This is a genomic window from Aureicoccus marinus (assembly GCF_002954325.1).
GTDB lineage: Bacteria > Bacteroidota > Bacteroidia > Flavobacteriales > Flavobacteriaceae > Aureicoccus > Aureicoccus marinus.
Genome location: NZ_MQVX01000001.1, coordinates 1,453,144 through 1,466,841 on the forward strand (window position 1 = coordinate 1,453,144; position 13,698 = coordinate 1,466,841).

Annotated in this window: 13 protein-coding genes and 2 pseudogenes; 8 read left to right on the forward strand and 7 right to left on the reverse strand. The window is 46.0% G+C overall.

Going from position 1 to position 13,698, the window contains the following annotated elements:
- The first annotated feature begins 3 nt into the window (after positions 1 to 3).
- Positions 4 to 1,329, forward strand: coding sequence for a DUF58 domain-containing protein (locus BST99_RS06725; RefSeq protein WP_105001124.1), 1,326 nt, complete (start codon positions 4 to 6; stop codon positions 1,327 to 1,329).
- On the opposite strand, the gene BST99_RS06730 is transcribed toward BST99_RS06725, so the two are convergent.
- Positions 1,307 to 1,858, reverse strand: coding sequence for a hypothetical protein (locus BST99_RS06730; protein ID WP_105001125.1), 552 nt, complete (start codon positions 1,856 to 1,858; stop codon positions 1,307 to 1,309). The genes BST99_RS06725 and BST99_RS06730 overlap by 23 nt on opposite strands.
- Before the next feature lie 63 nt (positions 1,859 to 1,921).
- Here BST99_RS06730 and BST99_RS06735 point away from each other — a divergent pair, with 63 nt between their 5' ends.
- On the forward strand, positions 1,922 to 3,238 hold the full coding sequence (locus tag BST99_RS06735) for a carboxypeptidase-like regulatory domain-containing protein (RefSeq protein ID WP_105002454.1): 1,317 nt from the start codon (positions 1,922 to 1,924) through the stop codon (positions 3,236 to 3,238).
- Between the two features lie 35 nt (positions 3,239 to 3,273).
- Here the strand turns inward: BST99_RS06735 and rocD are convergent, their stop codons facing one another.
- On the reverse strand, positions 3,274 to 4,551 hold the full coding sequence (rocD, locus tag BST99_RS06740; RefSeq protein WP_105001126.1) for an ornithine--oxo-acid transaminase: 1,278 nt from the start codon (positions 4,549 to 4,551) through the stop codon (positions 3,274 to 3,276).
- Positions 4,552 to 4,789: 238 nt separating this feature from the next.
- Between rocD and rlmD the strand changes: the two are divergent.
- The 5 genes and pseudogenes from rlmD to BST99_RS06765 all read left to right on the forward strand — a co-directional run bounded on the left by rlmD (position 4,790) and on the right by BST99_RS06765 (position 8,551).
- Positions 4,790 to 6,197 (forward strand): annotated as a pseudogene (gene rlmD, locus BST99_RS06745) (23S rRNA (uracil(1939)-C(5))-methyltransferase RlmD).
- Entirely contained in the window at positions 6,191 to 6,712 is a 522-nt protein-coding gene (locus BST99_RS06750; protein WP_105001127.1) for a DUF6452 family protein, read from the forward strand. The pseudogene rlmD and the gene BST99_RS06750 overlap by 7 nt, the downstream one beginning before the upstream one ends.
- Positions 6,709 to 7,563, forward strand: coding sequence for a DUF6048 family protein (locus BST99_RS06755; protein WP_105001128.1), 855 nt, complete (start codon positions 6,709 to 6,711; stop codon positions 7,561 to 7,563). The genes BST99_RS06750 and BST99_RS06755 overlap by 4 nt, the downstream gene beginning before the upstream one ends.
- Positions 7,564 to 7,613: 50 nt before the next feature.
- Complete coding sequence (locus tag BST99_RS06760; protein WP_105001129.1) at positions 7,614 to 7,928, forward strand: hypothetical protein; 315 nt, start codon at positions 7,614 to 7,616, stop codon at positions 7,926 to 7,928.
- 33 nt (positions 7,929 to 7,961) lie between these two features.
- Positions 7,962 to 8,551: pseudogene (locus tag BST99_RS06765) on the forward strand (DUF1287 domain-containing protein).
- Here BST99_RS06765 and BST99_RS06770 read toward each other — a convergent pair.
- Complete coding sequence (locus tag BST99_RS06770; protein WP_105001130.1) at positions 8,520 to 8,876, reverse strand: hypothetical protein; 357 nt, start codon at positions 8,874 to 8,876, stop codon at positions 8,520 to 8,522. The pseudogene BST99_RS06765 and the gene BST99_RS06770 overlap by 32 nt on opposite strands.
- A gap of 2 nt (positions 8,877 to 8,878) precedes the next feature.
- The gene (locus BST99_RS06775; RefSeq protein WP_105001131.1) at positions 8,879 to 10,042 is read right to left on the reverse strand and encodes a THUMP domain-containing class I SAM-dependent RNA methyltransferase; all 1,164 of its coding nucleotides are present in this window, start codon (positions 10,040 to 10,042) and stop codon (positions 8,879 to 8,881) included.
- Positions 10,043 to 10,153: 111 nt separating this feature from the next.
- Between BST99_RS06775 and BST99_RS06780 the strand changes: the two genes are divergently transcribed.
- Complete coding sequence (locus BST99_RS06780) at positions 10,154 to 10,834, forward strand: ZIP family metal transporter (RefSeq protein WP_105001132.1); 681 nt, start codon at positions 10,154 to 10,156, stop codon at positions 10,832 to 10,834.
- Here BST99_RS06780 and BST99_RS06785 read toward each other — a convergent pair whose 3' ends face one another.
- Genes BST99_RS06785 through BST99_RS06795 form a run of 3 tightly spaced genes read right to left on the reverse strand, consistent with a single transcriptional unit; the run spans position 10,835 to position 13,656 of the window.
- Entirely contained in the window at positions 10,835 to 11,350 is a 516-nt protein-coding gene (locus tag BST99_RS06785; RefSeq protein WP_105001133.1) for a hypothetical protein, read from the reverse strand.
- Positions 11,351 to 11,388: 38 nt separating this feature from the next.
- On the reverse strand, positions 11,389 to 12,996 hold the full coding sequence (locus tag BST99_RS06790) for an ArnT family glycosyltransferase (protein WP_105001134.1): 1,608 nt from the start codon (positions 12,994 to 12,996) through the stop codon (positions 11,389 to 11,391).
- Positions 12,997 to 13,656, reverse strand: coding sequence for a phosphatase PAP2 family protein (locus BST99_RS06795; protein WP_105001135.1), 660 nt, complete (start codon positions 13,654 to 13,656; stop codon positions 12,997 to 12,999).
- Positions 13,657 to 13,698: the final 42 nt, after the last annotated feature.

The following is a 13,698-nucleotide window of genomic DNA, read 5'->3' on the forward strand; positions in this document are numbered from 1 at the left end:
AGCGTGATTAAAGCACTGTACCTACATCCGAATTTCTTTAAGATCCTGGCCATTTTGGCGGGCGGATTTGTGCTGTCTTATTGGGTTGATGAACTCTACCCGATTTGCTGGCTGGCGAGTACGGTACTAGGTGCACTCACCTTCTTGGAGTTTTTGATTCTCTTTGCCTCTAAACAGGGGCTCAGCGGCGAAAGGTCCGGGCCAGCCAAACTCTCCAATGGAGACCCTAACCCTTTATCCATTCACCTCAAGTCCAAGTACACCTTTGTCACCTACCTGGAAATCATTGATGAATTACCGGTCCAATTCCAAAAAAGAGACTTCTTGCACAAACTACAATTGCCTCCGAAAAGTGAAACAGAGTATGTCTATTCCGTGCGTCCTGTCGAAAGAGGAGAATACTATTTTGGCAATTTAAATGTCTACGTTTCTTCTGCATTGCGGTTGGTCCGTCGTCGCTACCGGTTTGAAAAGGACCAGATGATGCCTGTCTATCCTTCGTTGATTCAGATGCAGAAGTATGACTTTTTGGCAATTTCCAACAAACTGACCTCTCTTGGCTTAAAGCGGATTCGTCGCATTGGTCATACCCAAGAATTCGAACAAATTAAGGAATACACCAAAGGTGATGATGTTCGTACCATCAACTGGAAGGCGACAGCCAAGAAGAACGACCTCATGGTCAATCAGTACCAGGATGAAAAATCCCAGCCGATCTATTGCCTGATCGATACGGGACGGGTAATGAAGATGCCATTCGAAGGGTTAACCCTTTTGGATTACGCAATCAACACCTCCCTGGCTTTTTCGAATGTGGCCCTTAAAAAAGCCGACAAGACGGGAATGCTGGCCTTTTCGAAGAACATCAATGCCTTTGTTCCGGCCGCACAAAAAATCACCCACCTGAACCAGATCCTGGAAAAGCTCTACAGTATTCAAACCGACTTCAAAGACAGCAATTACGGGATGCTCTACGCCCAGGTCAAACGCAAAATCAACCACAGAAGTCTTTTGCTTCTCTTCACCAATTTCGAGCATATTTCAGGACTAAAGCGGCAACTCCCCTATTTAAGAGGGCTGGCCAAACAACATTTGTTAGTGGTGATCTTTTTTGAGAATACAGAAATCGAGGAGCTCGTCAATCAACCGGCCAAGACTGTTCAGGAAATTTACCACAAAACCATCGCAGAGAAATTTCAGCACGAGAAACAACTCATGCGAAAAGAAATGATCAAAAACGGGATTCAAGTGGTGCTCACGAAACCGGAGGAGCTAACCATCAATACCATCAATAAATACCTCGAAATTAAGGCGAGGGGCTTGTTGTAAGCTCTTGTTGTATATCGGCTGGTGCTGATAGCAAGGCCAGCCCTGGAGGCCTTTTAAAAGTCCTTAAAACCACCTTTTCTTTGAGAACAGTAGGTCCCCCGAGTCTGTAGGCGACTTCGGCTCTATTTTTCGGTTTAAATATCAGGTAGGTAATCAGGCCCGTGAAGGCACCTCCTGCGAGGGTCGCCAGAAGATCTCCATTGCTCCAACTACCGGGATTCTGGGTATCATCTGCCCACTCCTTGGCTACTCCTACCACAGCACTAGCTCCCATCGCCCCTGCAAAGGTCCAAAAGGGATCCCCTTGACTCAGTTGCCTACCTAACCCAGCGCCACCCAGACCATACAGGGCTCCTCCGGCAAAATGAAGTTGTTTATCTCTTTCGACCTGGGCTTGTAAAGAATGAAGCCGATGGACGACCAAACCATCAAACCAAAAAATAGAAGTAATCGATTCCTTTTCATGGGGCCTAAAATAGAAGAACAATTTGAAATCTACCAGCCCTGCTAAAAGCTGAAAAGCAATCATTTGAGAGGGATGAATTATCTTTATATACCGGTAATAAAAATTGAAAACGAACAGAAAAACGCTATGAAAACAACTTACTTACACTTACTTCTCTTCTTTTTGCTCGCCAGTCCGGTCCTGCAAGCCCAATCCAAAAACCCACCGGTCCGTGAAATTCGCGGTGAGGTGGTGGATGCCAGAACGGGTAAAGCGCTGGTCCTGGCAACTGTTTCTTTAAGAAATACCAATATTTCAACGGTGACCAATAGCGAAGGAGAGTTTCTTCTTAAAATACCTGCCGGAACCACCGATGGTCTGGTCAACTTCTCCTTTTTAGGCTATGCCGATAAATCTGTGGTCCTCGGACTCTTAAAGCCTGATAAGAATGTGATCAAAATGGACATTGCCGTCACCGAATTGGCCGAAGTCAACGTCAACGCCCCTCGGGATGCAGGTGCCCTTGTACGTCGCGCTTTGAGTAAACGGGACGAAAACTACCTGAACAAACCGACGGTCATGACCGCTTTTTACCGGGAAACGATTAAAAAGCGTAGAAGAAACGTCTCTTTATCGGAAGCTGTAGCCACCATTTACAAGGCTCCCTATGACACCTATAAAAAAGACGCCGTACAACTGTACAAATCCCGTAAGAGTACCGATTATAGCCGCCTGGATACGGTGGCCCTAAAGCTGCAGGGAGGTCCTTTTAATGCCCTTTATGTGGATGTGATGAAGTATCCTCAGTACTTGTTTTCCGGAGGTTTAATCGACAATTACGCTTTCCGCTTTACCCAGTCCACGCGTATTAACGACCGTTTGGTGTATGTGATTGAATTTGATCAATTCCCGGATATCGAAGATCCTTATTACAACGGGAAGCTCTTTATCGATGCCGAAAAAGAAGTGTTGCTTTCGGCCACTTACAGCCTTAACATTAAAGGAAAGGAACGCGAAGCCGCACAACTCTTTGTGCGTCGTAAGCCCAATAAAGTGGATGTTCTTCCTGTAAATGTGAGCTACCGAGTAGACTACCGCGAAAAAGAAGGACGCTGGTATTACGGTTACAGCGCCGTTACTTTAACCTTTAAAGTCGACTGGGCAGACCGTCTTTTTAATTCCGTATACAGCCTCTCCGCTGAAATGGCGATCACTGATTGGCGCGATAATCTGGATGGCGAAGTACCAAAAGTGAAAGAGCGCATTAAAAAATCTATTATTCTGGGTGATGAAGCCAGTGGTTTTTCTGACCCTAATTTTTGGGGAGAGTACAACATCATTGAACCAGAAAAATCAATTGAATCCGCTATCCGAAAGATTCAACGGCAGTTGAGAAGGGCCTCGCGAAATGAGAAGGCGGAAGTTCCCGAAGTCATTATCGGTAGAAACGATTCAGGTCAATAAATAAAAAAACCGGAGGGCTTTCCTCCGGTTTTTTGTTATTCAAATGACTTTAAGGTCATCAGTATGATGTCAATACACTCATCGAGCTGTTCCTCGGTCATGACCAGTGGAGGTGCAAATCGAATGATATTGCCATGAGTAGGTTTAGCCAAAAGACCATTCTCTTTTAAGGCGACACAAATATTCCAGGCCGTATCACCGTCTTCGCTGTCATTGATCACAATGGCGTTCAAGAGACCTCTACCTCTTACCAATCGAACCAGATCACTTTGTTCTACGTATTCCTGGATTCGGGCTCTGAAATGATTCCCCAACTGGAAGGCATTTTCAGCCAACTCTTCTTCTTTGATGACTTCAAGAGCGGCACGACCGACAACGGCCGCAATGGGATTCCCTCCAAAGGTACTTCCGTGGTTACCGGGACGTATGACGCTCATGACCTCGTCATTGGCCAGCACGCCCGAAACCGGATATACGCCTCCAGACAAGGCTTTACCGAGAACCAAAACATCAGGTTTAACTTCCGGAGTTCCGCTGCAGTGACGATCAGCACAATTGCAGTTACCACAACTAGCCAAAAGAGTACCGGTTCTTGCGATTCCCGTTTGCACCTCGTCTGCAATCAACAAGACGTTGTGACTTTCGCAGAGGGCTTTCGCTCTTTTCAAGTAGTCCTCCGCTGGGGTGTAGACTCCTGCCTCCCCTTGAATGGGCTCTACCAAGAAACCAACCACATTACTTTCTTCCTGAAGGGCTTTTTCTAAGGCCTCAATATTGTCATAAGGAATCTTCACAAATCCCTGGGTGTAAGGACCAAACTGTTTACGGGCTACAGGATCGTTAGAGAACGATATAATGGTGGTCGTTCTCCCGTGAAAGTTGTTCTCGCAAACGATGATCTTGGCTTCATTTTCGGGAACTCCCTTTTTCTCATACCCCCATTTACGGCTGAGTTTTAAAGCGGTTTCAACAGCTTCCGCCCCAGAATTCATGGGCAAAAACTTGTCGTAGTGAAAGGTTTCACTCACCAGCTTTTCAAAGTGTCCCAGCTGATCGTTGTAAAACGCTCTAGACGTTAGGGTCAGGGTTTGCGCTTGCTCCACCATCGCATTGATGATTTTTGGGTGGCAATGCCCTTGGTTAACTGCGGAGTAGGCCGAAAGAAAATCGTAATACTTCTTCCCTTCTACATCCCAAACATGAACCCCTTCTCCCCTGCTAAGCACTACAGGAAGTGGGTGATAATTGTGTGCGCCGTAACGGTCTTCAAGAGCCATCGCCTCTTGAGAACTTAGGTGTTGTTCGACTGACATAAAAATGGATTTAAAAAAAAGAAATGCACCATTCCTTCTTAAAGGAGAGAAATCATCCTAGAGGTTGGCAAATTAGCAAAAAGCGGCGTGTTCTCCCAGTATTTTGTCAATAGACCACCGAACGGAGTGACTTTTTATGCGAATCTGTTACTTAATACTGGACGTAAGTCCAATGAACCCTACCTACAGCTTGTGCAGAAACCCGGGAACTCCTTCCCGGGTTTCTTACTTTTGCGCCATGCGAAAGAAAAGAGCTCCCCTTATTTGGGAGGGTATTGAAGTAAAGGAAGCCGGAGCGAAAGGAAAATCCATCGCAGAGGCACCAGACGGTAAAACGGTATTGATTACGCATGCTGTTCCAGGAGACAGGGTCACAGTTCGGGTAACCAAAAAGAAAAGACGCTATTGGGAAGCTCGCACCATTGCCGTCGAAAAACCCTCTCCCTTTCGCGTGGAGCCTCGTTGTGCTCATTTCGGTGTCTGTGGCGGTTGCAAATGGCAACAAACGGCCTATGAGCGTCAACTCGCCTTCAAACAGGAAGAAGTCTCTCAAAATCTGGCCCGCATTGGACAGGTAGAGCCTCAAGAATTACTTCCTATTCTCGGCCCCGGAACACTTCAATTACCGCAACAAAATGGAGTTTTCTTTTTCGAGTAACCGCTGGTTAACCGAAGAAGAAATGCAGGCCGGAATAGAAGAAAAAGAAAGAAACGGTTTGGGTTTTCACTTACCTGGGATGTGGGACAAAATTCTCGACCTTAAAGAATGCCATCTACAGGCCGAACCCTCCAATCAAATTCGCCTCTTTATTCGGAACTATTGCATCGAAAACGGCTTGGAATTTTTTAACCCTCGGAGCCAGGAAGGCCTCTTGAGAACCCTGATGATTCGCAATAGCTCCCTGGGGCAATGGATGGTTTTGATTCAGTTTTACCGGGAAGAAAAAGAAAAGAGAGAAGCGCTCTTAAACGCTTTGACCGAAAAGTTCCCGGAAATTACCTCCTTGCTCTATGTCATCAATCCCAAGGCCAACGATACCTTGTACGATCTGGAGGTGCATTGCTTTGCCGGTAAGGGATACATCGAAGAAGAGATGGAAGGGCTGCGTTTTAAAATCCAACCCAAATCCTTCTACCAGACGAATTCAGAACAGGCGTATAACCTGTATAAAATAGTTCGCGATTTTGCTGATTTAAAGGGGAATGAACTGGTTTACGATCTCTACACCGGTACAGGGACCATTGCCCAGTTTGTTGCTAAGCAGGCCGGTAAAGTCATCGGAATTGAATCCGTACCCGATGCCATCGATGATGCCAAAGAAAATGCATTGAACAATCAGATTGACAATGTAGAGTTCACCACGGGAGATATGAAAGAAGTCTTTACGGCAGAATTTCTTGCGGAGCACGGCCATCCCGAGGTGGTCATCACCGACCCTCCTCGAGATGGGATGCATAAAAAAGTGGTAGAACAACTCCTTCGGGCTGCTCCACAGAGAATCGTCTACGTAAGTTGTAATTCTGCAACACAAGCCCGCGATCTGGAAATGTTAAAAGAGGCCTATACCCTTGTTAAATCGCAAGCTGTAGATCTTTTTCCACATACCCATCACATCGAAAATGTTGTACTTTTGGAGCGATGCTGAGATCAAAACCTACCCTTGGCCTAATCACTATTTTACTGGGAATTTTCCTGGGGTTAGGCAGCTGTGAAAAAGATGATATTTGTGTTGACGGAGACACTCCTCTTCTGGTTGTTGGTTTTTTTGACCAAGGAGACGCCGAGCAGGAAACGGCGAAAGACGTGACCACTCTAAGGGTAAGAGAGCTCAATAGCACAGGCTTTCCTCCTTCTGTTAGCGATCGAGTCACGACTGATTCCATAGCCATCCCTCTTCCCAACTCGGCGACCACCGTTACCTATTTGCTGATTAGCAATTCTGCGGACACAGACGGAAATGAAACCGGCAATATCGACACCCTCGATATGAGCTACACCTTGTCTCAACGGTTTGTCTCCAGAGCCTGCGGCTTCGTAGCCGTTTACGAAGATCTTACCGTTAGCCTGCGGAATGACAGCAGCAACTGGATCCAAGATCTCGTCGTTGTTGACTCCACCGTCAATTCGAACAACAGTATCCAACTAAAAGTCTTGCATTGAAAAAGTCCATTTCTTCCTCCGTTTCCTTGGTCCTTTTCTTGGGGTTCTTGTTTGCTAACATCAGTACCTATGGGCAAGAAGAAAGGCAAGAAGTACAATTTCAGGTGGTGGATGACCCCGATGGAACACCGCGCGATACCACCATTGTCTACAAACAGAAATACGGCTTACGAGTAGGGGTAGATATCAGTCGCCCGCTCACCTCTTTTTTTCGGGATCGCTACACTGGTTTGGAGCTGGTTGGGGATTACCGTCTATCAGAAAATCTCTTTGTAGCGGCTGAATTAGGCAATGAAAAGTTGAGCCAAACCGAATCGCTTCGGGTTGCAAGTCCGGACAATCCAGATCAAATTGTAGACCTGGATTTATACGATTACACCACCTCAGGTAGCTACATCAAATTAGGAGTGGATTACAACACTTACGGTAACTGGTTTGGGGAACAGAATTTCATTACGATCGGAGGCCGCTATGCGTTTGCCAGTTTCAGTCAAACCCTCAACAGTTTCTCTTTGTATGAAACAGATCAGTACTTCAATCCGAATACCTTTAGTGGAGGAAGTGATCAACCCCAGGAATTTTCCGGACTGACGGCCAGCTGGCTCGAACTGGTTGTGGGGTATAAGTTCGAAGCCTTCAACAACATTTATATGGGGATGTCGGCACGCTTGGGCTTTTTGGTAAGCAATAGCGAATCCGATGTCTTCCCTAACCTTTGGATACCCGGTTTCAACAAAGTGACCGATAACAGCCGCTGGGGCGTGGGGTACAACTACTCCATCTCCTACTTTTTGCCTCTTTATAAAAAGGCCCGTAAAAAAAGAGAGCCAGCCCTAACAGAAAACCCCTAACTTCAAGGATATCATTTTTCACTTTCGCGGTGAATCAAAAACGAATATCCATGAAAACCTTTCGCTTTTTTTTATTGCTCGGGCTTGTTCCCTTCTTTTCTTGTCAAGAACCGATCGAAAAGCACGCGGCCCACTACCGGGAACACATGGACGCTGCCAGCTTACAGGAAGTGGTTAAACTCTTTCCGCAAGAAGCGGATACCAGCGATGTCAGAACTCTTCTTGGAGAACCCATCGACTTTGGATTTGATTACCGTTACTTGAGCGAGGAAGTGAGTGAAAACAACTGCGCTGTAGGAGCGGTATTTCACATCGATGCGGAAGGCAAAATTGACGACTTCTGGTATGGAGAAATTTGCGAATAGATTTCGTGGCATGCCCTTTGCACCGCTAAACGTATGAAAGCATCTCCACATCTTCTTCTGGTCCTCCTGTTTGTGCTCCCTGCCGGTGTATTTGGGCAGACCTACTTCCGTCAATTGGCCGATTCAGCCTATGTATTGACCCAAGACCGTGTTATTTATGATCCGGCCTACTTCTCTATTGCCTACCCCATGGGAGATGTTCCAGAAGGTAAGGGAGTCTGTACCGATGTCGTTATTCGGACCTACCGAAAATTAGGGACTGACCTGCAAGAATTAGTACACCTCGATATGAAAAGAAATTTTGGTCTCTACCCCAAAATCTGGGGGCTTAAACGTCCAGACACCAATATTGATCACCGGAGGTACCCAATTTGATGACCTACTTTAAACGACAGGGAGCCGCACTTCCCATCACTCAATCCGCTACGGATTACAAACCGGGCGATGTAGTAAGCTGGAATCTTGGCGGGGGAATCACTCATATTGGCATAGTGTCCCGATTCAAATCGACCGCAGATTCAAGCCGTTATCAGATCGTTCACAATATTGGTGCAGGTCAGGTCCTAGAAGATTGCCTGTTTCGCTATAAAATTATTGGACACTACCGTTTTCGCCCAAATTAGGTAAGGGGGTGTCGGGATTTTCTTTGGCTTGTTCAGGGGATGATTGGTCAACAGAATCCCCGTCTTCAAGCTGCTCGTCGGGCGGATCAAAATCGTAGACCTTTTGACGCTTCCGCAAGAGAATCCATCGGGCTTCTAGACGCTTCCCCTTTTCGTCGTTCTCGTAACTAAAGCGAGGACTAAACGCCAAGGTTCCCAAAGTGGCCGCAAATCGTGCGAGAGGGGCATCCTCGCCCATAAACCGTTTGATTAAATAGCGAATACCGGAGTAGATCAGCACATAGCTGAGCACTGTTAGCAGTATGGCTCCGATTCGCTTGACCATAATCAGGTTCTGTTTTGTTTTTTTGCCTTTTTAGACCCTGCGTACATCTCGTATTTTAACCAGCGAGCTTCCAGGGAGCCGTTGAAGACTTTAATCTTTCGAGAAGGCCTCAATCCAACGTGCTTCAAGCCTTCAAAATGCGAGCTAATCACCCAGGCATCCGTCCCCGGATAAGAGCGCTTCAGTGTATCTCCCAATTTACCATAAAATTCTTCTCCATCAATCTGTAATCGCTCACCGTAAGGCGGATTGCAAACCAGCTGAAGCTTCCCAGACTTTTCCTTTTGGGTTTTGAAAAAATCCCGCTGCTCAATGCGTATATACTCTTCGAGATTCGCTCTCTTGACATTCTCTTTGGCCTTAGCGACGGCGGATGGAGCTTTGTCATAACCGACAAAAGAGGCCGAACAATCGCGAATCTTATTGAGTGCAGCCTCCCGGATCACTTCCCAGAGCTCTGCATCAAAGTCCCTCCAGTTCATAAAGGCAAAACTGTTTCGATTGATGGCCGGCGGAATATTACAGGCCATCATGGCGGCTTCTATTAAGAAGGTACCACTCCCACACATAGGGTCTAAGAGGTCGAAATGCTCGGAGTACTCACTGTGCTTGAGTAAACCTGCTGCCAATACCTCATTTATGGGAGCCAGGTTAGTCTGCTGCCGGTATCCACGACGATGCAGAGATCCTCCAGAGCTATCCAAAGAAACCGTCAACACATCATCACGCAGGTGCAATTGAATGCGCACATCGGCATTGCGGGTATCCACGTCTGGCCGGCGGCCAACCTCTCTTCTAAAACGATCGACAATAGCGTCCTTGGCCTTTTGGGTTACAAAGAGGGAATTGTTGAATAAATCCGAGAACATGGTGGTGTCGAGGGCAAAGGACTTTTCTACTTCAAAGAAACTCGGCCAGGCAATGTCGTAGACCGCTCGGTAAAGATCTTGCTGGTTTCTTACCCTGCTTTTCGCAATGGGCTTTAAAACCTTGAGGGCTGTACGCAGGCAAAAGTTCGCCTTATAAAGAAAACCGGTGTCGCCTTCAAAGCTCACCTGTCGTATCCCCTCGCTTATATTCTGTGCCCCAAGAGCTCTCAACTCTTTGGCCAATAAAGGTTCAAAGCCAAAAAGCGTTTTGGCCATCATCGGGAAGTTCTTACTCATCTCAGCTGAATTCGGTGCTTATTTTTGAAACTATTCTGTCTTCCTGTGAAGTTACAGGAATTGCACTTTTCAAAAATAGGCTAATTTTGCGCGCAATCGAATTGTACATCCATGAGTCTTCCCCTACAGTATACTGCATTGATCAGCCTGGTGCTTATGGGCTTTCTGTTAGGTGTGTTTGTAGGAGAAAAAAAAGCCCCCTACACCAAATTACTTCTGGTTTTCAGTGGAGCTTTTCTTCTGGGCACCACCTTCTTTGAGTTGGTTCCAGAAATCTATCAGCAGGAAGATCATCACCGCCTCACCCTCTTTGTCCTGGCGGGAATACTACTCCAGACTTTTTTGGAGTTTTTCTCGAAGGGTGCGGAGCACGGCCATACCCATAACCGCTTTAGCCAAAAAAGTTTTCCTTGGGTGCTATTTCTGAGTCTCAGTGCCCACGCCTTGTTGGAAGGCGCACCCCTTTCGGAAGACAGCAATTTGGTTTTTGGAGTCCTGGTTCATAAAATTCCTGTGGCCATCTTATTAGGTATACTCTTTAGAAGTGCTGAAATATCCAAGACCCTGACCGTTTTGTTTGCCATAGGCTTCTCCTTGATGTCGCCTTTAGGCAATATCTTGATGAACCAAGACTGGAGTTTGCCTTACCAATCCGAAGTAACTGCCTTATCCGTGGGCATTCTTTTTCATGTGGCCACCATCATCATTTTTGAGACCAGCCAGGACCACCGATTTAATTTGCGTAAACTGGTGGTCGTCTGCCTCGGTATTGTGATGTCTTATCTGCTGTAATTAAGGAGCAGGAGTCGTTCTGCGGTAGCTAAAAGAACCACCCGAAGTGGAACCTTGACCCCAAGCCAACACTTCCAACTCTAAGTAGATATCTTCACTGATCAGGTGAACCACATAAGTTTTTCCGACAGAACCCGGAGGGTTGCCTCCAACGGCTGTTTCCCAATCAGTGTAATTCAAGTTCTGAAAACTGCTCAGGCGCCCTTCGGCCCATTCCGTCCCGCTGGGAGAGCTGTTCTTGGAATAGCTGTTTTCGGAAACAGCATTGTAAATTCCTTGACGATCTCCACGGGTTATCCAAACAGCATCCGTTATGCGGTCTTGATTGGTTTCTTGGGTTGGATCCGCAAATCCTGCTTTTTGAAAAGTGATTGATGGGCCGGTATACAAGGTTCCTGTAGTCGGGCTTGGATCTGGGTCAGGATCGGGGTTCGGACCATCGTCGTCCATACTTTCGGATCCACAGGAGACTAAAAGGAGCGTCCCAAATAAAATAAAGGCCAATTGCTTTTTCATGTTCTTTTTTTTTCAAAAATACGACGAAATCAGCAGGCTTACTCCTCTAGGGCTACCCACTCATACACACGGGTAAAGTGATTTTCGAATAAACCCTTTCGCTTAAAGACAATTTCAAGTCCGGGGAGACTGTCAATTACATGGTGGTCCCGGGAATTGGTAATGATCACCAAATTGGGATTTTCCTGCAGTCTTTCCTGGATTTGAGATAGGGAATCGATTTCTTCAAACGTACGGTTATAGTACATAGGAAGAGCGCTGTCCATACGTCTAAAAACAACCACTTCTCGGTCACTATCTACATATTCAGCTACCGCCTGAATGGGACTTTCTGCGGTTAGCTTTGGATAGATAAATGAAAAGAGTAACAGGCCTGTTCCGATCCAGAAAACACTCAAAATTACCAGAGCTATTTTGATGCGCTTTACCATCCAAAAAGTCAAGGACAGTGCACTGCCTACAAACAACAACCAAAGCCAATAAGCCAGAGGTTGAAGATCGTGTAAGGCCCATTCCCGATCCAGGGCATTGTAGCCTGCTAAGGGCAGGACTGCCGTAATGAGCACAAGGATCACTCCAGAGATGTAGTCCACCCTGCTAAAGCCTTCTTGGTATTTTTTGTGCAAGTAATAGGCAATCACCATGCAAATAAAAGGATAGGCCGGCATGGGGTAGTTCGGCAGTTTGGTACTGCTTAGTGTAAAAAAGACGACAGGAACTAAGCCCCCCAAGAAAGCCATCAACAACCAGTCACTTAAGATCCGGTCTTTCCAGGCTCTCCCAAAAGCCTGAAAACCGAAAACAGAAAAAGGAAGGAGTCCAGCGATGACAAACAGAATGGTCAGATAAAAACCGCCACCGTGACCCTCTTTCTCATCACTAAAGCGCGATAGATTGTGGTCCAAGAAAAAGCCCTCTGTCCAAGCGCCATCTGTGGCTTGGTGTACAGCCACATACCAAGGAAGAACCAACCCCAAAAACAAAAGAGCTCCCGCAGGAATACTCAAATTTTTAAGACGTTGCCAATTCAGTTCCTTTTTGGCTACCAGAAATAGCAGCACAATCAGTCCCGGTAAAGCCAAGGCAATAGGTCCCTTGGTTAACACTCCCAAACCAAAACAGACATACATCAGGACCAACCACCTCTTTTCACCGAAACCGAAATGCAGCAAGAAGCTCATCAAGGTGGTCGACATGAAAAAAATCAAATAGGGATCAGGAACAGCCAAATGAAATTCCTGGACAAAGTAAACTGAGGACAGGAAAATGAGGGAGCTGAGTCGGGCCATAGGCTTTCCCTGAAAGCGTTTGGTGGTGTAATAGGTCATTAAGAGCGTGAGGGCTCCAAAAAGACCTGAAAAGAAGCGTGCTCCCAGTGGACCCATTCCGAAAATGGAATATCCAAAAGCCATAAAAAAGTAGTGAAAAGGCGGTTTATCGGTTCTCAGATTACCGTTGAAGTAAGGCACCAAATAGTTACCACTTTCCCACATTTCACGGGCAGCTTCTGAATTTCTGGCTTCATCCAAAATATAAATCGGATAGGCCCAAGAAAACGAAGTACACAACAGCAAACCGATCAAAAATATCCAGAGACCTTCTCGCTTATTCCAGTGTTTTAAAAAAAATTCTTTGAAAAGCTCCACCTAAGAACGATTTAAAAACGGGAGATCGAGTTTTTTCTCGTACCACGATTTTGACTTTCTCATCAAGAGATAATACGCCAAGACCACCGATAACACCCCAAAGGCAAGACCCACATAAGTGTCTAAAAACCAATGCTGTACCAGATATATACGAGAAAAACCAACCAAGACACCAACCACCATAAGCAGTACAGATGCCCACCTTTTTTGGATCAAAAGTGCAAAGTAAGTCACCAACATAAAAATCGTAGTCGTATGTCCTGAAGGAAAACTGTGTAGTCTTCTAACTTTTACCCCTTCCACCAACTGCAAAAGGTTTTGTTGATCCAATTGTTTGTAATAGGCATAAGGTCTTAATACATCGGCTGCCAATCCTTGCTTAAAAAGGTGCACAAAAATCACATGCAATAAAAAGGCCAATAGGTAAAGGACCAGCCACTTGTATTTCATGCGTAAGACGATCGGCAATAAGATCAGTGCCGTAAAAGCATTACCCAATTCTGTCGCGAGCGCAAAAAAGGAATCCCAAAAGGGAGTATGTCTCTCATTGGCCCAAAACAGCACCGTACCTCTTTCCAAAAACAGTAAGGGAGTCAACAAAATGAACCCTACTGCAAAGGGCCAGAGAAAACGCAAAGTTGTACGTGAGAATCCTTTCATAAACTGCCGCAAAAATAAGGAAGATTAGCAGGGAGAAATCAT

Coding starts and splice junctions, on each gene's coding strand:
- BST99_RS06730 (WP_105001125.1), bottom strand. CDS start 1,858: ATGATTGCTTTTCAGCTTTTAGCAGGGCTGGTAGATTTCAAATTGTTC.
- BST99_RS06735 (WP_105002454.1), top strand. CDS start 1,922: ATGAAAACAACTTACTTACACTTACTTCTCTTCTTTTTGCTCGCCAGT.
- rocD (WP_105001126.1), bottom strand. CDS start 4,551: ATGTCAGTCGAACAACACCTAAGTTCTCAAGAGGCGATGGCTCTTGAA.
- BST99_RS06750 (WP_105001127.1), top strand. CDS start 6,191: ATGCTGAGATCAAAACCTACCCTTGGCCTAATCACTATTTTACTGGGA.
- BST99_RS06760 (WP_105001129.1), top strand. CDS start 7,614: ATGAAAACCTTTCGCTTTTTTTTATTGCTCGGGCTTGTTCCCTTCTTT.
- BST99_RS06770 (WP_105001130.1), bottom strand. CDS start 8,876: ATGGTCAAGCGAATCGGAGCCATACTGCTAACAGTGCTCAGCTATGTG.
- BST99_RS06775 (WP_105001131.1), bottom strand. CDS start 10,042: ATGAGTAAGAACTTCCCGATGATGGCCAAAACGCTTTTTGGCTTTGAA.
- BST99_RS06780 (WP_105001132.1), top strand. CDS start 10,154: ATGAGTCTTCCCCTACAGTATACTGCATTGATCAGCCTGGTGCTTATG.
- BST99_RS06785 (WP_105001133.1), bottom strand. CDS start 11,350: ATGAAAAAGCAATTGGCCTTTATTTTATTTGGGACGCTCCTTTTAGTC.
- BST99_RS06795 (WP_105001135.1), bottom strand. CDS start 13,656: ATGAAAGGATTCTCACGTACAACTTTGCGTTTTCTCTGGCCCTTTGCA.